14 protein-coding genes are annotated in these 20256 nt (G+C 35.1%); 5 read left to right on the top strand and 9 right to left on the bottom strand.

The genetic code is table 11. The features are described 5' to 3' along the window. Nucleotides 1-115: 115 nt before the first annotated feature. Complete coding sequence (locus D5R40_RS15660) at nucleotides 116-844, top strand: uracil-DNA glycosylase (protein WP_124142974.1); 729 nt, start codon at nucleotides 116-118, stop codon at nucleotides 842-844. On the opposite strand, the gene D5R40_RS15655 is transcribed toward D5R40_RS15660, so the two are convergent. The 5 genes from D5R40_RS15655 to tyrS form a co-directional block, all read right to left on the bottom strand. After that, nucleotides 841-1074, bottom strand: a complete 234-nt coding sequence (locus tag D5R40_RS15655) for a DUF167 domain-containing protein (RefSeq protein ID WP_124142975.1) — start codon at nucleotides 1072-1074, stop codon at nucleotides 841-843. The genes D5R40_RS15660 and D5R40_RS15655 overlap by 4 nt on opposite strands. A gap of 1138 nt (nucleotides 1075-2212) precedes the next feature. Next, nucleotides 2213-2776, bottom strand: coding sequence for a hypothetical protein (locus tag D5R40_RS15650; protein WP_124142976.1), 564 nt, complete (start codon nucleotides 2774-2776; stop codon nucleotides 2213-2215). Nucleotides 2777-3154: 378 nt separating this feature from the next. Further along, nucleotides 3155-3280, bottom strand: coding sequence for a hypothetical protein (locus D5R40_RS41085; protein ID WP_275670264.1), 126 nt, complete (start codon nucleotides 3278-3280; stop codon nucleotides 3155-3157). Nucleotides 3281-3614: 334 nt separating this feature from the next. Then, complete coding sequence (pyrF, locus tag D5R40_RS15645) at nucleotides 3615-4319, bottom strand: orotidine-5'-phosphate decarboxylase (protein ID WP_124154881.1); 705 nt, start codon at nucleotides 4317-4319, stop codon at nucleotides 3615-3617. A 1991-nt stretch (nucleotides 4320-6310) separates the two neighbouring features. Continuing rightward, nucleotides 6311-7528, bottom strand: a complete 1218-nt coding sequence (gene tyrS, locus D5R40_RS15640) for a tyrosine--tRNA ligase (protein ID WP_124154880.1) — start codon at nucleotides 7526-7528, stop codon at nucleotides 6311-6313. 1371 nt (nucleotides 7529-8899) lie between these two features. Here tyrS and D5R40_RS15635 point away from each other — a divergent pair. Then, nucleotides 8900-10834 (top strand): transglycosylase domain-containing protein, encoded by a 1935-nt coding sequence (locus D5R40_RS15635; protein ID WP_124142979.1) that lies wholly within the window; start codon nucleotides 8900-8902, stop codon nucleotides 10832-10834. 1297 nt (nucleotides 10835-12131) lie between these two features. Here the strand turns inward: D5R40_RS15635 and D5R40_RS15630 are convergent. The 4 genes from D5R40_RS15630 to D5R40_RS15615 all read right to left on the bottom strand — a co-directional run bounded on the left by D5R40_RS15630 (nucleotide 12132) and on the right by D5R40_RS15615 (nucleotide 18425). Further along, complete coding sequence (locus D5R40_RS15630; RefSeq protein ID WP_124142980.1) at nucleotides 12132-12455, bottom strand: DUF1825 family protein; 324 nt, start codon at nucleotides 12453-12455, stop codon at nucleotides 12132-12134. A gap of 612 nt (nucleotides 12456-13067) precedes the next feature. After that, on the bottom strand, nucleotides 13068-13538 hold the full coding sequence (gene dtd / locus D5R40_RS15625) for a D-aminoacyl-tRNA deacylase (protein WP_124154879.1): 471 nt from the start codon (nucleotides 13536-13538) through the stop codon (nucleotides 13068-13070). Nucleotides 13539-14841: 1303 nt separating this feature from the next. After that, nucleotides 14842-15960 carry a CobW family GTP-binding protein gene (locus D5R40_RS15620; protein WP_124142982.1) on the bottom strand — a complete coding sequence of 373 codons (1119 nt, stop codon included), beginning with the start codon at nucleotides 15958-15960 and terminating at the stop codon, nucleotides 14842-14844. Between the two features lie 1265 nt (nucleotides 15961-17225). After that, nucleotides 17226-18425 (bottom strand): glycosyltransferase, encoded by a 1200-nt coding sequence (locus D5R40_RS15615; RefSeq protein WP_124154878.1) that lies wholly within the window; start codon nucleotides 18423-18425, stop codon nucleotides 17226-17228. 469 nt (nucleotides 18426-18894) lie between these two features. Between D5R40_RS15615 and D5R40_RS15610 the strand changes: the two genes are divergently transcribed. The 3 genes from D5R40_RS15610 (at nucleotide 18895) to D5R40_RS41080 (ending at nucleotide 20021) form a co-directional block, all read left to right on the top strand. After that, the gene (locus D5R40_RS15610; RefSeq protein WP_124142984.1) at nucleotides 18895-19119 is read left to right on the top strand and encodes a response regulator; all 225 of its coding nucleotides are present in this window, start codon (nucleotides 18895-18897) and stop codon (nucleotides 19117-19119) included. Nucleotides 19120-19311: 192 nt separating this feature from the next. After that, nucleotides 19312-19758 (top strand): histidine kinase dimerization/phospho-acceptor domain-containing protein, encoded by a 447-nt coding sequence (locus D5R40_RS15605; protein WP_124142985.1) that lies wholly within the window; start codon nucleotides 19312-19314, stop codon nucleotides 19756-19758. Between the two features lie 128 nt (nucleotides 19759-19886). Then, on the top strand, nucleotides 19887-20021 hold the full coding sequence (locus tag D5R40_RS41080; protein ID WP_275670265.1) for a hypothetical protein: 135 nt from the start codon (nucleotides 19887-19889) through the stop codon (nucleotides 20019-20021). The last annotated feature ends 235 nt before the right edge of the window (nucleotides 20022-20256 follow it).

Below are 20256 nucleotides of genomic sequence, written 5' to 3'. Positions count from 1 at the left end.
TCATAATCTGTGATTTGATGTAGGGAGTATGTCAACTAATGGCCTTCAAGTTGAGACTTTCTACCCAAAACTTTAGACTAAACACTAGTGGCAATTGATTCCTAAATCTCCTTTCATGTCTAACGAAAAACAACTTAGTCTCTTCGACTGGTCAAACAATAATGATTATTCAGAATCTACCTCTGATTCAGACTTCGACTCCAACCTCATTCCCACAGACGCTAAAATTCCAATTCCACCAGAAACATATCAAACAATGGAGCAAATAGCAGACCATTGTAACCAATGTTGCAGATGTGAACTAGGAAAAAACCGTAGTAATGCTGTCATTGGTAGAGGCAACCCCCAGGCAGAAATTATGATTATTGGCGAAGCACCCGGTCAAAATGAAGACGAACAAGGTTTACCATTCGTTGGTAGGTCTGGGCAACTACTGGACAAAATTTTGGAGTCCGTAGAGCTAAGTAGCGATCGCCACGTTTATATTTCTAATGCTATTAGATGTCGGCCACCTGAAAATCGGACTCCGACAACTCAAGAAATAGAAGCTTGTAAACCATACTTACTAGAGCAAATACGTCTTGTAGACCCGAAAATTATTCTTTTAACTGGAGCAACGGCAGTTAAAGCTTTGACTGGTGAGAAACGAGGTATAACTAAAATAAGAGGCCAATGGCTGGAGTGGGAAGGGCGACTTTGTATGCCCATTTTTCATCCAGCTTATCTTTTGCGAAATCCTTCTCGGGAGCCTGGCAAACCAAAGTGGTTAATGTGGCAAGATATTCAGGCGGTTAAACAAAAATTAGATGAATTAGAGGGAGATAGTAATTCTATAGATTTTTAGATTTTTGGTAGAGGTATTTCAATCAATTTATTCTTTGAATATAAACCCGATTTAATCGTAATTTCTGATTTTTTCACATTAAACTTTTTTGCCAATATTTTGATTAATTCTTGATTAGCTTTACCATCTACTGGTGGAGACTTCAAACATATTTTGAAACTACCATCTGCTTCAGTTTCAATACTTTGTTGTTTGGAATTTGGTTTAATTTTTACTTGAAAAATAGCCATTGATAGATAGAGGTTATTTATTGATGATAATTTGAGCAGGGATATATGATTTAGAGTCGAGCATTACCGAATAATTAAGGTTTAAAGCTTCTCGTTTAAAGGAGAAGAAAAAATTTTCCCTACCGCGTCAATCCTATCCGTTTTCAAGGAGAGGTAATTGTTAATTATTAATTATTAATTGTTGAACACTTAGCCTCCTCTGTTCTGAATTATCCCCTATGACAGGTTCGGTGTGCGATTTTTTCCCAATAAATACGAAGTTTACTCAAATAAAAGTACTATGACGAAAGCTTAAAATTGATTTAATTAAGTAAAAAAGAAGTACTTATTAGATTTTTGGGCATTGCTGAATTAAGGTATGAAAGTAGGTTTATAGGGAACACTTAACTGGGAACAGGGAACAGTTAATATTCACAAGTAGTTCAAACCATCCAAAATAAAAAATCCCAAATACAAAATTATCAAATCATACCCACCAGTCAGCAACGCCGATTTTTGCAATTAATTTATTGATTTTCAGACAGCTAAAGAGAAATTTACTAAAGCTTGAAATAACGTGGTTTCGTCAATACATAAAATGGCACAATTTAAAATGAAATAGCCTTGGTTTCTGGTAGAGGTAATTCAATACTTTATGTTGAGAATTCCGTTGATATTTTACTTAGAAAATAGCCAGAATTAAATTACCAATAAAAATCTCCATAAATCACACAAAAAAATTAATACTTCATTCCTCATCCTATCTCCTGAATCCTCTGTTATTCAATACTTTATGTGGAGAATTCCGTTGATATTTTACTTAGAAAATAGCCAGAATTAAATTACCAATAAAAATCTCCATAAATCACACAAAAAAATTAATACTTCATTCCTCATCCTATCTCCTGAATCCTCTGTTATTCAATACTTTGTTGTGGAGAATTTGGTTGAACTTTTACTTGGAAAATAGCCCAAATTAAGTTGCCAATAAAAATCTTCATAAATTCAATTGTAAAGGTAAGATATAGCAGTCACAATTACTATATTTGACATATCAAAAGCTTAAAAATCTGACATCTTCTGAGTTTTCCTTCTCTCCTAGATAACTAAAGCCTTCTTTCTTCTTCCTTCTTACTTCTTACTTCTTCCTTATGCCATATCATTCCTCATTCTGACTCTTGACTCCTGTCTCCTGACCCCTATCTCCAAAATAACATCCTTGTAACCAAACTCTAATACCTCTAGCAAATACTCCATTACTACTATCTTCTGGTTGTGGTGGTAAATTTCCTAGTAAACTTTCTTCTATAGAAAACATATTAACTAACTCCCATTGTCTCTGACTTTTCCTCAGAAATAACCAATGAAATTTTTGTAATTCAACTACCTGACTATCTCTATATTGCCTTTCTAAAGTTGTCAGAAAAATTTGATTAATATCTTCCTGAAAAAAAGGCATATCATCTATAGGTAAAGGTTCAAACTCAGGACGACCTGCTATAACTATATTCCGTTCTAAATAATCTTCATTTGATTGGCGATCGCGTTGAATTTCACGATTAACATAACCAGGCAAATCTAATATTAAATCTGTGGCTAGAATTTCTAAATCTTCTGAATTATCCGGACAAGTAGATTTTGGTTTCCAAGGATCTGTTGATTCTATTTTTTCTATTTCTATTCTAGGTTTTCTAGGTCTTCTAGGTCGTCTTTTTCTGACCATCAAATAATTGTCAATCGTCAAAAATAGGGAATTAGGTAAAGATAAATTGTCACTGGCTATACTTATAATCGTGATTATAGAAATGAATATTTTCAAATAAAATAGCATTCGACTTTAGGATTTTCAGATTGATATTTCCCTGAAAGTTATCATGTCTGAAAAATATTTACTGTTCAGCAAATTTTCCCAATAATTTAATAAGTTTTTTAATAAGTTTGAGGATTTAAGAATTTCCTAACATTAATGGCGACTGCTATAGCAATATTTTTGTAATTGTTATGACGGGTAGGTTATACCAAGCGTGAAAAAAGAATGTTACGAATAGTAAGAGCGATAAAAAAACTTTATAGGAAATGTCCCTTTGACTAAAAAGATAGTTTACGCCCTAAAAAATGGTATTAAAGACATTCCCATACGACTCCTGACTCCTGACTTCCCCTCCTGGGAGGGGGAGGGGCGAGGGGTGGGTTGACTCCTCAGAAATACCCTAGATATTTGTAGCAAAAATTTATCAACTTGGTATCATACCATTTCTCCTTGATGTATCACTTAATATAGAATAGTCAGTGTAATAAGGTCTGAGCAACAATTATTAAGCGCATTGTTACAGAGAAATGGTATCAGAAGTGAAAGCTATCTTTCATTTTATGAAGCTCAAAAAAATCGAAAGATATTTAGCCTTGCATTCTGTCAAAAATCCTGATAGTATGTAATTATTGGGAGGCGTTCGCACCTACGCATGACTTTTTATTCAACCTAAATATAGTACTATGTTATCTGAAGTGACGTTTAAAACAATCGAGCATCAAACATAACAATACTTTGAATAAAACGCCCCTTAAATTTCCTGACAAATGCGCTCCAAAGCCCCTTTTGGGTCAGCAGCAGCAGTAATAGGTCGGCCAATAACAAGATAATCAGCACCAGCCTTAATAGCCTGACCAGGAGTAAGCGATCGCTTCTGGTCTCCTTTCTCTGCCCAAGTTGGCCTCACTCCCGGACAAACCAACACAAAATCATCACCACAAACCTGTCTCAACTGTTCCACCTCTTGAGGAGAACAAACTGCCCCACCTAAAGCAGATTCCTGAGCCAACAAAGCCATCTGCAAAGCATACTCTGGCAACTCCAGAGGAATTTTGAGGTCAAAAGCCACATCGCGAGAAGTCAAACTGGTCAAAATAGTAATAGCAATTAACCTTGGTGGGTTTTCTCCTGTAACTTTTGCCCCTTCAACAATAGCTTCTTGAGCAGAAGTCAAAGCCACTCTGCCAGCAGTAGCATGGATAGTCAACAAATCGACACCATAACTAGCAGCAGCTCGACAAGCTCCAGCAACAGTATTAGGAATATCGTGAAACTTTAAATCCAGAAAAATCCGCTTCTGACGTTCTTTGAGAATTGAGATAATTTTAGGGCCACAACTAACAAACAATTCTAGACCAACCTTCCACCAGATTATTTCCGGTAATTGGTCTATCAGAGCGATCGCTGCTGCCTCAGTAGGAACATCCAACGGGACAATAATTTTATCAATATTCATCAATTTCATCAGTATGGGTTAATTTTCAGTGGTTTATTTCTGGGTATTCAAACAAAAAAAACTAAGACGTTGTAGTTTTGAGTGATTTTCACCTCGAGATTTTCCCTCCCTGTGAGTCAGAATTTTTGCCTACTGAATTTTTCCGACTGTGAGTCTGAGCAAAAGTATTAGTTAATTTTCAGTTGTTTAATTCCCGGCAGCCAAACAAAAAACTAAGACGTTACAGTTTTGAGTAAATTCCATTGTCTATTTCTGGGCAGTCAAACAAAAAACTAAGACGTTGTAGTTTTGAGTGATTTTCATCTTGAGATTTTCCCTCCCTCTGAGTCAGAATTTTTGCCTACTAAATTTTTCAGACTTTGAGTCTAAACAAAAATATTAGTTAATCCTTCACCAAACGGACAAAGTTTTTCTTACCCACCCGTAGAACCTTACCATCAAGGTCTGCCGGAATTAAACAACTGAAAATTAACTAATACTTTTGCTCAGACTCACAGTCGGAAAAATTCAGTAGACAAAAGTTATGACTCACAGGGAGGAGAAAATATTGAGGTCAAAATCACTCAAAACTACAACGTCTTAGTTTTTTTGTTTGAATACCAGAAAATAGACCACTGAAAATTAATTAATTTTCAGTGGTTTATATTCTGGGTATTCAAACAAAAAAACTAAGACGTTGTAGTTTTGAGTGATTTTCACCTCGAGATTTTCCCTCCCTGTGAGTCAGAATTTTTGCCTACTGAATTTTTCCGACTGTGAGTCTGAGCAAAAGTATTAGTTAATTTTCAGTTGTTTAATTCCCGGCAGCCAAACAAAAAACTAAGACGTTACAGTTTTGAGTCATTTCTACCTCAAGTATTAATTAATTTTCAGTGGTTTATTTCTGGGTATTCAAACAAAAAAACTAAGACGTTGTAGTTTTGAGTGATTTTTACCTCAATATTTTCTCCTCCCTGTGAGTCATAACTTTTGTCTACTGAATTTTTCCGACTGTGAGTCTCAGCAAAAGTATTAATTAATTTTCAGTGGTTTATTTCTGGGTATTCAAACAAAAAAACTAAGACGTTGTAGTTTTGAGTGATTTTTACCTCAATATTTTCTCCTCCCTGTGAGTCATAACTTTTGTCTACTGAATTTTTCCGACTGTGAGTCTCAGCAAAAGTATTAATTAATTTTCAGTGGTTTATTTCTGGGTATTCAAACAAAAAAACTAAGACGTTGTAGTTTTGAGTGATTTTTACCTCAATATTTTCTCCTCCCTGTGAGTCATAACTTTTGTCTACTGAATTTTTCCGACTGTGAGTCTCAGCAAAAGTATTAATTAATTTTCAGTGGTTTATTTCTGGGTATTCAAACAAAAAAACTAAGACGTTGTAGTTTTGAGTGATTTTTACCTCAATATTTTCTCCTCCCTGTGAGTCATAACTTTTGTCTACTGAATTTTTCCGACTGTGAGTCTCAGCAAAAGTATTAATTAATTTTCAGTGGTTTATTTCTGGGTATTCAAACAAAAAAACTAAGACGTTGTAGTTTTGAGTGATTTTTACCTCAATATTTTCTCCTCCCTGTGAGTCATAACTTTTGTCTACTGAATTTTTCCGACTGTGAGTCTCAGCAAAAGTATTAATTAATTTTCAGTGGTTTATTTCTGGGTATTCAAACAAAAAAAACTAAGACGTTGTAGTTTTGAGTGATTTTCACCTCGAGATTTTCCCTCCCTGTGAGTCAGAATTTTTGCCTACTGAATTTTTCCGACTGTGAGTCTGAGCAAAAGTATTAGTTAATTTTCAGTTGTTTAATTCCCGGCAGCCAAACAAAAAACTAAGACGTTACAGTTTTGAGTAAATTCCATTGTCTATTTCTGGGCAGTCAAACAAAAAACTAAGACGTTGTAGTTTTGAGTGATTTTCATCTTGAGATTTTCCCTCCCTCTGAGTCAGAATTTTTGCCTACTAAATTTTTCAGACTTTGAGTCTAAACAAAAATATTAGTTAATCCTTCACCAAACGGACAAAGTTTTTCTTACCCACCCGTAGAACCTTACCATCAAGGTCTGCCGGAGAGTCAAAAGTCAAATTCTGGTCTGAAATACGGTCGTCGTCCAAACGTACAGCTCCCCCGGCAATTTTTTTCCTAGCTTCAGAGCTACTCTTACATAAACCACTAGCACTAACAACATAAAACAACTTTGCTGGAAACTCCACATTAGCCAAAGAAAACTCTGGCACTGCCTCAGTTTGACTCATATCTCCCTCAAGCACCACTTTCATAGCCGTTTGTTGAGCCAACAAAGCAGCTTCCCTACCGTGGTACTGAGATGCAATATCCAAAGCCAACAACTTTTGTCTTTCACGAGGATTTTCTGGCAGAGTCTCAAGAGATAAACCAGTCAATAATTCAAAATACTGTTCTATCTGGTCATCAGGAATTTTTTCCAACTTAGAATACATACTCAGAGGGTCTTCCGATAAACCCACATAATTTCCCAGAGACTTAGACATTTTCTGTACCCCATCAGTCCCCAACAAAATCGGCATCAATAGACCAAACTGAGTTTTTTTACCAAAATGCCGTTGTAAATCTCGTCCCACAGCAATATTAAACTTTTGGTCAGTACCCCCCAACTCCACATCAGCATCCACAGCCACAGAATCATAACCTTGCATCAAAGGATAAAGAAACTCATGAATATAGATCGGGTTTTCCTGCTGATAACGAAGAGCAAAACCCTCCTTCGCCAACATTTGCCCCACCGTCATTGTTGCCAAAAGTTCCAGAATATTTGCCAAGTCTAATTTAGAAAGCCATTCTGAGTTGTAGCGAATTTCTAAGCGCCCTGGCGTGTCAAAATCTAATATAGGCCGGACCTGCTCTAAATAAGTTTTGGCATTTTCCCGCACCTGTTCGGAAGTTAACTGTTTTCGGACTTCAGATTTCCCAGTAGGGTCGCCAATTCTTGCCGTAAAATCTCCTATGATTAATACTGCTGTATGTCCAGCATCCTGAAATGCTCGGAGTTTGCGAACCGGGATACTATGACCTAAATGGATATCTGCTCCTGTGGGGTCAATTCCTAATTTAACTCGCAAAGGTCGGTCTGAATTGGCCAATCTCTGAAGTAAATTTTCATCAGGGTTTGTAGAATCTGGTCTATCTGGAAAAATTTCGCTGATGCCACGACGCAGCCATGTAAATTTATCAGTCATCATTTAGTTTTAGTTATATTGATATAGCTTTAGTTTGGGGGGTTAAATTAAATCTAGAGCAACTATGGTTTAAGTTATCCAGCAATCCTATATTTAGGGCTTGCTGAATAAATATCAAAGCATTTACAAGTAAAGGTTTGAGACTTTTTAGGTCTTGAAAAAGTACCTGGTTTTCAGCCCTTCATGCTCAAAAAGTTAGTATTTTGGGCGAGAGTTGGGCCAAAAAATTCTCCCCTACTCCCCTACTCCCCTACTCCCCTACTCCCCTACTCCCCCGCTCCCCTACTCCTTAAAAAAGACTTTTTCAGCAAACCCTATTTAGTCTTTAGTCATCTAAGACGCATTGAGATTTTATATTCTATATTCCCTTTCACAAAAAAATTGGACTATATAGTTTAAACGCTGAACAGTTTACAAAGTCAACTGCTTAATGGCATCTAAGTAAAATATTATAGAAAAGTTCAGTAGATGTAAAAATTATTGTGTTTAAGCCTCCTTAATAATTAAGAGTGCTAAAGTAACATAAATTATTTATGAATATAATTCAACCTTATTCTTTCATCTTTTTCCCTATGGGTTTAATATCCCACCGTCACCCCTGGTATCTACAATTGGTTGGTTCGTAGGTGCAGAGTGACAACTTTTCAGTATCCCATCCATTTTTCCAGTCCTTCAGTCCTTACTTGTTCCTTCTTCAAATATTTAATATACTTTGTAAGCTGAATAAATTAAGAAACCCTCGACTATCGCTGCTAGCTGACCAAGTAATTCACTTAAGAGATTATCAGCTATGAGCAGTAGAATTGCAGAATATAAATCAATTAACCTCTCAAAATATATCTAAACACCTAAACAATTTCTAAGTAGAACATGGTAAATTTTGGGCGCTATGTATCTATCAAATTGTAAATTAGCTCAAAAGTTTATATTCATTGCTTTTAGGGGTTTTTTGATTGAAAAATGCAACGTCTTTTTTCTAGTTTGCTCTACTTAGCTCTGCTCTAAAAATTGAAATTTAGTTTTGTAAGCTGAATAAATATAAGAGACGACCGTCTCTCACTGCTAACTAAGCAAATAATTCCGTCGAGAGGTTACCAGCTATTAACAGTAAAATCCCTTAATATAATCGGTTAATCTCTCAAAATATATTATCTAATACTAAATACGGTTATGAAAAGGTGCTTGTCTTATGCTCAAATCCTAATGTATAGCAAAGAGTTCAATTTTTTGGAACATCCTTTACTAAAGTGGATTTGGTACAACACCGAACAGCAAAATTTCCTAATATAATCAGTTAATCTCTCAAAATATATCTAACACCTAAACAATTACTAGCTGTAAAATTTGAAATTTCGTCAAGGAAGTTAAATCAAAGTGTCCACCAATGCCCTCCCACATAAGCAAACTACAAAATCTCGGTCTGAAATTTCACCAGTCTTTGGATTTGTTCAATCTGTCAGTAAGGTAACAGCAGGTACTGTACTAGGCATTACCATGCTGACTAGCTCATTAGTAGCTGGTGGACTGGTAGGTTTAGCAATCAGCTTTCGTAATCTTCCAGACGTTCGGGTACTAAAAAATTACACACCTTCAGAAACAACTCACATATATGATGTTAAAGGTAGACCATTGGCCAGTCTCCACGATGAGGCCAACCGAGAAGTCATACCCCTAAACCAAATTTCTCCAGACTTAAAACGAGCAGTTCTAGCGATCGAGGATAGTAACTTCTATAATCACTACGGAATCTATCCTATCGGAATTATGCGTGCTTTTGTCGCCAACTTAGAACGGGGTAGAACTGTTGAAGGTGGTTCTACTGTTACTATGCAGTTAGTGAAAAATTTGTTTCTCTCCCCGACAGCCAAACTAAGTAGGAAAGTGGCTGAAGCAGTTTTGGCAATTAGGATGGAACAAATTCTTGATAAAAACGAAATTTTAGAATTATACCTCAATCAAATTTACTGGGGTCATAATCTCTATGGAGTCGAGACTGCAGCAAAAAGCTATTTTAATAAATCCTCCAAGGATTTAACTTTGGCTGAAGCTGCCTTGATGGCAGGTATGATTCCTGCCCCAGAAGAGTATAGTCCATTTATCAATTACCAAAAGTCTAAGCAACGCCAGGCCACTGTTTTAGCAAGACTGCGTGAACTGAATTGGATTACTGCTGAAGAGGAAGCTGAGGCTCTCAAGCAGCCATTATTAGTGGGTAAAGTTACCTCTTTTCGTCAGAGTGAACTTCCTTATATTACTAATGCAGTTGTTCAGGAGTTAACTGAGAGGTTTGGTAAAGATGCTGTTCTTAAGGGAGGAATGCGGATACAAACGACCATTGATATGAATTTCCAACGGATGGCTGAAAGAACTGTGACTGAATGGCATGAAATCTTATATTACCGTCGGGTTTATCGGAGTTGGGACAAAGGTCAAATGGCATTAGTGGCAGTTGATCCACGCACCCACTTTGTGCGAGCAATGGTTGGTGGGGCAGATTTTAAGAGTAGTCAATATAATCGTGCTGTTCAAGCTCGCAGGCAACCGGGTTCTGCTTTTAAGCCTTTTGTTTATTACACTGCTTTTGCTTCGGGTAGATATTCCCCATATTCGGTTGTGTCTGATACTCGAGTTAGTTATCCAGATGGTAATGGTTATTACACTCCTAGAAATTATGGCGGTGGATATTCTGGGTCTGTTAGTATTCGTAAGGCTTTGGAGTCTTCTTTGAATATACCAGCGGTGAAAATTGGTCAATATGTTGGACTTAATAAGGTAATTGAGGTTTGTCGCATTTTAGGGATTAAGAGTCCGATGGAACCTGTTATTTCTTTACCACTTGGTTCGGTTGATTTGACACCTCTGGAAATGGCGGGTGCTTATGCGACTTTTGCCAATAATGGTTGGCATTCTGACACTACTTTTATTGTACAGGTAACAGATACCAGTGGGAATGTCTTGTTGGATAATACTCCTAAACCTAAGTTGGTTTTAAATCAGTGGGCTGTAGCGTCACTTAATAGTGTATTGGTGGGAGTAATTGAACGAGGTACTGCTACTAGAGCTAAGATTGGCCGTCAGGCCGCTGGAAAAACTGGTACGACTTCTTCTGAACGAGATGTTTGGTTTGTAGGTTATACACCTCAGTTGGCAACGGCTGTTTGGGTGGGCAATGATGATTATCGGCCTCTAAATTATGGTGCTACTGGTGGTACTACTGTTGCACCGATCTGGCGTAATTTTATGAACCAAGCCTTGAGAGGCCAGCGTCGCGAATATTTTCCACCAGCATATAAATTTGAGAGGCCATAAATTAGTGTCTAATAAAATTAAGAAGGAAGAGCGAATTTGAAAGTTGGAAACCCCTTAAATTGATTTATTGGGCATTGCTGAATTAAGGTATGAAAGTAGGTTTATAGGGAATAGGGAACACCGGATCTGGGAAAAGTTAATATTAACAAGTAGTTCAAACCATCCAAAATAAAAAATCCCAAATACAAAATTATCAAATCATACCCAGAATCAGCAACGCCATTTATTGTTTATGGGGATTCATCAATTGACATCCTCCCGACGTTGCCCTTGGGCGACAATGTATGATTCCTAACCATCACTGATTAGGGGTTTCTGTTTCCTCTTGCCTCCTCCGGAGGAGCTGCGCTAACATAGCACCTGCCTCCGAGGTCGATCTTCTTTTTGGTCTTAAGGTAGTTCCACAGTAGGTCGCCAACCCGACGGCTTCCCTAGACACTAATAGCCCAGAAGGCTTAACTTAACTATCATAGCACACAATCTTTGAAAACCTCAATATTGATTGGTTTTTCCATCCCTCCGCTCCCCTTCGGAATAACGCAGATTTTCAAGTAACGTTGAGATAAATAAACAAAAGAACACTATAAGTTTGTATCTCTAAGATAGGTTCTATTTTGAATTTTCCTGATTTGAGTCAAGGCTTAAATAGCATTTTTTTTGTTGCTATAGCAGAAGGAAGAAGCAAGAAAGAAAAATCTTGCGTTCTTTGAATTTTAAGCTTTTGATATGTAAAATACAGTAATGGAGAATGCTATAAATAAAAAGAAATTAAAAACCAAGTAGTACAACAATAAATTCTAAATTATTCTTGTTTTCTAGTATAGTGCGAAGTTCTTGGAATAACTATTACTAGCTAAGGCTTTCAGTGGCCTAAAGGTTAAAAACTATTTATTCAGAGTTGTAGGTACTGTAAGCCTTTCCCAGTAATACTTTCAGTCTGGAAAGTAAATCGTTTTTTTGCATAACTTTGTACTCTCCAGTTGTTTTGATATTTTTGATAATTTGAAAAAAATGTATCTACATAAATAGCTAAAAATAACAAAATGCAAGATAATTGTTTTTATTAATTTCTAGAATCAACAGTTTGGGTTAAAGAAAATAACTTTGTTAATGGGTAAGATTGGTAAGTATAATTATAGATTGAAAGTGAGTTAATGATGGGTTCAAATCATACCGTCATTTGGAAAAGCAAAAAAAACTGTTTATTTCTATAATTTCTATAACTTCAAAAAATTTCCCAAAAAACTGTTTGAAATAATGTGGTTAATATATTAAATCGTTATTTATCTTGATTCAATTAGGACTGTTTTTCTAATTCAGACTTCATTCTTTCTAAAGTTGTGTGCATTTGATCGAACATTTGTTGAGGACTAATGCCAAATTGATTTAACTGAGTTTTAAGTTGTTCCATAGTCATTTGAGCCATGAAATCTTCTGATAATTCAAAACGCTTCATAAAAATGCGGTAGCGCTCCATAATAGATTCCATCTTTTCAATATAAATTTTTTTACCTTCTCGATCAAATTTACCATAATCACTTCCTACTTTAATTAAGGATTGATAATCCTCAAATAATTGTTTAGCTTCCTGTTGAACTACTTCTGAATCAAAAAATCCCATAACTTTCCTTATTTAAAATCTGAAATTATATTAACTAAATTTTTAAGTTTAGAACTACCCTAATTTAACAATTGTGATATTAACATGACACCTGTTTGTTAGGTAAATCCATTACTTATACTACTATAACATTAATTTTGTCTCGACCATTGAAAAAAAATGGTGTGGAAATACCCCTATCTTGGTTCGTCAACCCGAAATTTTATTTATCGCATTTATATAGAGTTTACATTTAAGTTGTCAAAATCCTTTTGAGAAAAAGTAAATAGGCAACAGAGAATTAGGTATAAAGATATTTTTTGTGGTGGAAAAAATAGCTTAATTCATAGATGTTTTATTAAATATTGTGATAATTAGGGTTTGCTTATGGAAGTTTTTTGGTATGAAGTAGGAGTCAACCCACCCCCAGACCATCCCAGGAGGGGAAGTCAGGAGGAATGGGAAATTTAGAGGAGTTAGTCGGATATTTTATCCCTTGATTTTTCTGCAATTATTCTACCTTTTATCCTAACTTTTTGGTCGCTCAAGCTTAAAAAGTTGCACTTTTTTTCGTTCTAAAAAGGCACTTACCTTTATCTGTAAATACTTTTAGATTTAATCAGCAAACCCTAATTAATTATTAATTATTGAAGTAGCTTCTCTTTCTAACAATAGAGTTACCGGACCATCATTATCAATTTCAACTTCCATCATTGCTCCAAATATACCAGTTTCTACCTTTAAGCAACTCAATTTTAATCGATCTACAAATAGCTGGTAAAGTTGTTTAGCAACTTCAGGAGATGCTGCATTATCAAAAGATGGACGACGACCTTTGCGACAGTCTCCATAAAGAGTAAATTGACTAATGATTAACAATTCACCATTTATATCTTTTACTGATTTTTCCCAACGGTTATTATTACTACCTAGGTCAGGAAATAAACGAATCTCTAAACATTTACGCACCATCCAATCTATTTCTACTTCCGTATCAGTAGTTGCAATACCTACAAGTAAATTTAATCCTTTACCAATTTTACCAACAATTTTTCCATTTACTTTGACTTGAGAAAAATTCACTCTTTGGATAATAACTCGCATAACAAAAAAAGTTAAAGGTTAAAAATAATTTTTTCTTTTGACAAAGAAGAAACTAGAGAACAATAATAAATCGAAATTAGTATCATTCTCTAACTAGAGGACAATTACTTATGGTGACTTCTTCTTTCTAGAAGCTTTCTACTTTCTGGATTTAAATCTAAACATGAATCTCATAACGTTATAAATCTATATTTGCTTTTTATCGCATATATTCCTTTGTCAAATATGTGCAATTAATTTGGCACTACCACTTATAAGATTTATCCATAAATTTGCACTTAATATAAAGATGAGAATAGTTAGTGTAATCAGGTCTGAGCAACAATTATTAAGCGCATTTTTACAGATAAATTGTATTAATTAGGGTTTGCTGAAAAAGTCTTATGGGTGAGGGTAGGAGGACCGAGTCAGGAGTCAGGAGTCAGGAGTTAGGAGTTAGGGGAATTATAGAGGAGATAGTAGGAAGAATAGTCCCTGAATTTTTTTGCCCCTATCTTGACCAAAATCCGCTCCTAATTGAACCATTACTACCTAAAACCTCGCACTTTTTGATACTTAAAAAGGCACTTACCTTTATCTGCAAAGACTTTTAGATTTATTCAGCAAGCCCTAATTAATCTTCAATGGAAAGGAGTCAGGAGTAGATAATACTTACTTTTGTCTACCACTTCCCTTGTTTAATAGACTAAACCTTACTTGCATTGCCTCAATTGTGATGGGGGTGAATATTGAGTCATAATTTTTCCGATTCCTAATTCTTTTCTTTAAGCATAATCAATGTCTAGAACCCATTTGGAATCTTTTAGGTATCTCCAAATAAAGAGGGAGTAGGCGATCGGGACGTTGCATGCAACGTCCGTAGGTCATAGAGGCAAAGAATTGATGAATAAGAGTGCAATAATTGATTTAATTTTTTATTATTATGAGATTTATATTAGACATCTCCAGAAAAGAGGGAATAGGGAAGAGGTATGGAGGGGGAAATAATTGATAATTTTTGTACGATAATTGATTTAATTTTTTATTATTGGAGATGTCTATTTATGTACTTTATGTACTTAAATATAGGGAGATAGGTAGATGGTGAATATAGTGGCACATTTCCACCTTTTTCCCCTATTCTATTTCTCTAGCTCCTAATTCCTAATGTTGAAACATTGCTTTTAACCTCCATCTAATCATTTTTATACGTAGAAAAAATCCAATGTACAGCACTTCCTAGAAACAGAAGAAAAAAGATATTTTGGTTTGTAGGAAATTTAAATAATTCCAACCTATTACCTTATTCCTTATTCCTAACTTTTCAAGAAATAACACAGTCCTCTAATTGCGATCGCAACTCATCATGGTCTAAATTTTGACCAATCAAAACTAACTGATTTTTAGGAGTACCTTTCCACTCATCATCATTAATAGTAAACCGCTTACCACTCAAATGAAATATATGTCGTAGAGGACTTTCTTCAAACCACAAAATTCCCTTTGCTCGGAAAATATTTGCAGGCAATTTATTATCCAAAAAATCTTGGAATTTCTTAAGAGAAAGAGGTTTATCACTTTGAAAAGAAATAGAAGTAAAACCATCATTTTCTAAATGGTTGGAATGATGATGATGTTCATGGTCATGGTCGTGGTCGTAATGATGATGTTCATGGTCATGGTCATGGTCGTGATGATGATGTTCATGGTCGTGGTCATGGTCGTGATGATGATGTTCATGGTCGTGGTCATGGCTATGAGCTTCTTCTTTTATTTCAAAATACTTCTCCGACTCAAACAAACCCACACTGAGAATCAACGGCAAAGCTACTTGTGATTGGCTAGTCCTCATAATTCTCGCATCTTTTTTAACATCTCTAATTTTCACTTCTAATAAGTCTAAATTTTTCTCCTCAACTAGGTCAGTTTTATTTAACAAAATAATATCGCTATAAAAAATTTGACTATGTGCTGCCTGACTATTAAACAAATCAAGACTGTAGTTAGCAGCATCGACCAAAGTAATAATTGAATCTAGGCGAGTCATATCTCGTAATTCAGTACCTAAAAAAGTTAAAGCTACTGGTAATGGGTCAGCTACACCAGTCGTTTCTACAACTATATAATCAATTTTGTCTGGTCTGTCTAAAACTTGATGAACAGCATTAACTAAATCTTCATTAATAGTGCAGCAAACACAACCATTACTAAGTTCGACCATTGTGTCATCTCCATCGGTAGAAACAATTAATTCATGATCAATACCAATTTCTCCAAATTCATTTACTAAAACCGCAGTTTTTACACCCTGTTGATTTTGCAATATATGGTTCAGTAAAGTAGTTTTACCACTACCAAGAAAACCTGTAATTATTGTTACTGGTAAACCACTTTTTGGCAGATCCATATTTGAGGTATTTGATTGAGTTGTTGTTGATTGCATAATTGTCCTGTTAAGTTAGTTTAATGTTTATTGTTGACCAGAAGTACAATTATTATAGTATCAATTTTCATGTTCTAAAATTGAGGGTATCTTTAACGAAGTCAGAAGTCAGAAGTTAACCCACCCCTCGCCCCTCCCCCTCCCAGGAGGGGAAGTAGGGGATTTGAGCAACTCTCCAAAAATATTTCGCCTTAAAAGGCGGGGTTTTAGACCCAATCCTGTTTGATAATAAAAAATTAAATATAAAGTTATCAGCTTAACAAGTGCAACTTGATTAGACATCTCCAGTAATAAAAAATCAAATTAATTCTCGTACATAAATCATTAATTCTTTCCGCCTACTCTCTACTCCCTACTCCCTATTTTCTAGAGATGTCTATTAATTATGAGTTTCTATGATTGAAGATTTATCTACTGGTTAAAATCATCATTCTGTGAAGCACCAAAAAACCCCTGGATGGAAGGCAATAGGATTCCCACAATCAAAAAAAAATGTGGTAGTATTATGTTATTGGGCTGAACTCGCCCATAAGCATGACTTTTTATTCAACGCAAAAAAGTTGTCTAGGGAAGAAGTATTGAGAAATAGGAGTTTGGTTTTAGACTGAGTTGGGGCAAAAGCTAGTGGTTCAATAATTGATAATTGATAATTGATAATTACCTGTCCCTAAAAGGAAGAGGATTGAATAAAAGGAAAATTAATTCATTGTTTCTCCTTTAAAGGAGAGGGTTTAAACCTTAATTATTCGGTAAACTGAAGATTTATCTACTGGTTAAAATCATCATCCTGTGAAGCACCCAGAACCCCAGGATGGAATCCTATTGCCTTCCCACAATCAAAAAAAATGTGGTAGTATTATGTTATTGGGGTGAACTCGCCCATTCGCATGACTTTTTATTCAACGCTAAAAAGTTATGGACAGAGCAAATACTGAGAAATAGGAGCTTAGTTTTAGACTTAGTTAGGCCGAAAGCTAGTGGGTAATTAGTAGGTTTCCCAGAAATAAGGACACACTCAAGAAAGGGGTGAGAGAAAACTGCCTGATTTCCCTATCTCCTGTCTCTCAAAAACTAACCCGCAACAGAAATGAAGTCACCAAAAATCTCTAACATTTCAAAACTAAATTAATATTGCCCACTAGAAATCTCCAATAATAAAAAATAAAATCAATTATTGGACTAGATATATCAATTATTTCCCCCTACTCCCTACTCCCTACTCCCTACTCCCTACTCCCTACTTCCTACTCCCTACTCCCTCTTTTCTAAAGAATAATTGGCTCAAAAGTCGGTCTACCAAATTTTACAGACGGAATAAGCACATCTAATAATCGATCCACAACTTGCTTCCAAGTAAAATGCTGAAGAACCCATTTCGGTCCAGTTTGACGAGCATGGTCTAATAATAAAGATTTTTCAATAACTGTTTGCATTAATTCAATCAAATGCTCTTGTTCTGGTACTACACACCAGAGAGTATCTCCATCCCTTGTATAATTAGTCTGGAGTTTACTATCAATTTTTAAAGCAAAATCAGAGTTAGTAAAATCATCTGTCGGGCCACCTTTTGTACATATTACAGGCAAACCACAAGCTGTTGCTTCCAATACTGGCAAATTAAAACCTTCAGCTAAATAGGGAGAAACATAAGCATCAGCAACTTGATAAAGTTGAGCGAGTTCAAAAAATGAAAGAGTTTCGCCAACATAGATAATTCTAGACTTCACTTTTTCTATCTGTGTATTAGTGAGTGCAAGTTTGCTAGCTTTGAGAATAGAATCTTTAGAAGGAAAAATAGCATCCCTACCTTTAAGGATAAGTTTAGTATCTGGATAGCGCTCAACAATGATGGCAAATGCTTTGAGTAAACGTCCCACTCCTTGACTACTATTGCACATCACCCCAATATTGAGAAACACAAAATAGTTATTAATGCCCAACTTTTGGCGGAGAATAGTTCTCTGAGAAGTTGGTAAAGGATGATAAATATCAGGGTTGACACCAAGAGGGACAACAGCAACACGACTTTCTTGAGCACCACTACGAATAAACCCATCTTTTGACCAGTGGGAGGGGGTAATAATAATTGCATCTCCTTGAGCATGAGCTTCTGCAAAAGATTTTACACCCATTCCGTTAACAATAGATTTACTAACAATACCCCATTCGGTGCAGGCAAAAACTGCTGTTCGTTTGCTTGTGGAGAAACTGAGATTAAAGGGAGCATATATTCGTAATGTGGCATCAGCAGTTTTTTGAGGAGATGGTTTGGGGATGTTGCGTAATGCTATTTCTGCATCAGGAGGAAATAAACCTGTGACGGGTTGCCAATTTTTGCTAATGTAAGGCATATCCTGATGATAAATTTGTAGATGCTTTCGGTTCAGCATTTCTAGTAGTTGGAATTGATTTACGATCGCATAAGAATGGGGTAAAAAACGCCAACCTTGGATGATAATACGCAATGGGTTAATACTCCTAAATATTCTGATTTTTAGTAGTCATAGTTGAGATTTTTACAGCATGGTATCTATCTCAATACAAAAAGTGATAAATCGTAATTATACTATTGTGAAAAGTTTTGATAAAGAATTACTCTGATTTTAATAAAAATTTTAACATGATTAATAATACAATAAAAAATTAATTTTTTTATGAGTATAATTCGTAGTATTTAGGAAAATAATAAGTAGCTGGAAAAAAGTAATTATAAATGATCTGATATTTACTTTGATTTTGTTATCAATAAATCTAGTTATATTTGTCAAAAAATATTTAATCCAGAAAATCAAGGATTTTTTTATAATAATTGGGTGCATTTTTATCTTGATTTATCTGCAAGATTTCCTATTGGTAATGCTCATAAAGTTTCGTACTGAATAAAGTCGAAAACTTATGTAGTTTTAGCTAAGAAAAAACATCAAAGGAGTTTCCATGAATCAAAAAAAGGAACACACAATTATGGTGGTAGATAATCAATATCGAAACGCCCATTTAATATTAAATGTATTAAAAAAGTCTGGTTTTAATGTCATTGCAGTAGAGGATAGAGAAACTGCAATTGAGAAGGTAAAAAATGTATTACCAGATTTGATTTTGCTAGATATAATCATGCTAGGAATAGATGGTTTTGAAGTTTGTAGTTACTTGCAAGCTTAAGAAAGCACTAAAAATATTCCTGTTATTTTTATGACTTCACTTTCTGAATCTACTGAAAAAATAAAAGGTTGAAATTTAGGAGCTGTAGACTATATTGTTAAACCGTTTAAACCAGAAGAACTTTTATCGAGAATAGAGATACATATACGCTTACAAAAAGAGATAAAAGAACGGACGGCAGCAGAAATAGAATTGCAAAAATCTGCATCCGAACTGGAAGATAAAGTAGAGGCAAGAACTGCGGAACTTTATCAATCTTTAGCAGAACTTAAAACAGCTCAATCGCAATTAATTCAAAGTGAAAAAATGTCTAACATTGGGGCATTAGTTGCTGGTATTGCTCATGAGTTAAATAATCCAGTTAGTATAGTTTTCGGTAATATCAAGTTGGCGGAAACATATCTCACAGCAATTATTAATCACATTAAATTATATCAAAAACAATTTCCTAATCCTGGTCTAATCATTGAAAAAGGCGCGGAAGAGATGGATATATATTTTCTGATTGAAGAGCTACCAAAAATATTATTTTCCGTAAAAAAACCAGCGATCGCATCAGTGAAATTAGTGTATCATTGCGAAGTTTTGCTAGAGAAGATAGTACCTCAAAAGTACTTTTTGATATTAATGAAAGCATAGATAATACTCTGACAATTTTACAGCATTGACTAAAAGCTAATCATCAGCGTCCAGCCATTGAAATTGTCAAAAATTGTGTAAATTTACCTCAGATTAATTGTTATCCAAATACCTTAAATCAAGTTTTTATGAGTTTGTTAGTAAATACAATGAATTATTTAGAAGAATATAACCACAAAAAATTTAAAACTTATCAAGAAATTCTGCAAAATCCAAATCGAATTACTATTACGACTTCAATTATTGAATCCTATGGAGTATAAATTAGAATAGCTAACAATGGACTGGGAATACTGGAAAACCTAAAATATCAACTATATCAAGCTTTTGAAAAGACTAAGGGTAACAGTAAAATAAGCAACTTGGGATTATCTATGAGTCACTTAAATTGACCTTAATTTTATCATTTTCTTTGTGGGTTTAATACCCCACCGTCAACGGTCGTGTTCAAAATTACTTGGGGGAGCGAATCCCCATGTAATTTTCCTCCTGTCTCCT

Origin of the sequence: Okeania hirsuta, assembly GCF_003838195.1 — a bacterium.
GTDB classification, from domain to species: Bacteria; Cyanobacteriota; Cyanobacteriia; order Cyanobacteriales; family Microcoleaceae; genus Okeania; species Okeania hirsuta.
The sequence above is the reverse complement of the archived record's forward strand: the minus strand, read 5'-3'. Positions and strand labels throughout refer to the sequence as shown.

What these genes read in the sequence shown, in the direction of transcription:
- D5R40_RS15660 (WP_124142974.1), top strand. Translation starts at nt 116, where the DNA reads ATGTCTAACGAAAAACAACTTAGTCTCTTCGACTGGTCAAACAATAAT.
- D5R40_RS15655 (WP_124142975.1), bottom strand. Translation starts at nt 1,074, where the DNA reads ATGGCTATTTTTCAAGTAAAAATTAAACCAAATTCCAAACAACAAAGT.
- D5R40_RS15650 (WP_124142976.1), bottom strand. Translation starts at nt 2,776, where the DNA reads ATGGTCAGAAAAAGACGACCTAGAAGACCTAGAAAACCTAGAATAGAA.
- pyrF (WP_124154881.1), bottom strand. Translation starts at nt 4,319, where the DNA reads ATGAATATTGATAAAATTATTGTCCCGTTGGATGTTCCTACTGAGGCA.
- tyrS (WP_124154880.1), bottom strand. Translation starts at nt 7,528, where the DNA reads ATGATGACTGATAAATTTACATGGCTGCGTCGTGGCATCAGCGAAATT.
- D5R40_RS15630 (WP_124142980.1), bottom strand. Translation starts at nt 12,455, where the DNA reads ATGGGATTTTTTGATTCAGAAGTAGTTCAACAGGAAGCTAAACAATTA.
- dtd (WP_124154879.1), bottom strand. Translation starts at nt 13,538, where the DNA reads ATGCGAGTTATTATCCAAAGAGTGAATTTTTCTCAAGTCAAAGTAAAT.
- D5R40_RS15620 (WP_124142982.1), bottom strand. Translation starts at nt 15,960, where the DNA reads ATGCAATCAACAACAACTCAATCAAATACCTCAAATATGGATCTGCCA.
- D5R40_RS15610 (WP_124142984.1), top strand. Translation starts at nt 18,895, where the DNA reads ATGAATCAAAAAAAGGAACACACAATTATGGTGGTAGATAATCAATAT.
- D5R40_RS41080 (WP_275670265.1), top strand. Translation starts at nt 19,887, where the DNA reads ATGAGTTTGTTAGTAAATACAATGAATTATTTAGAAGAATATAACCAC.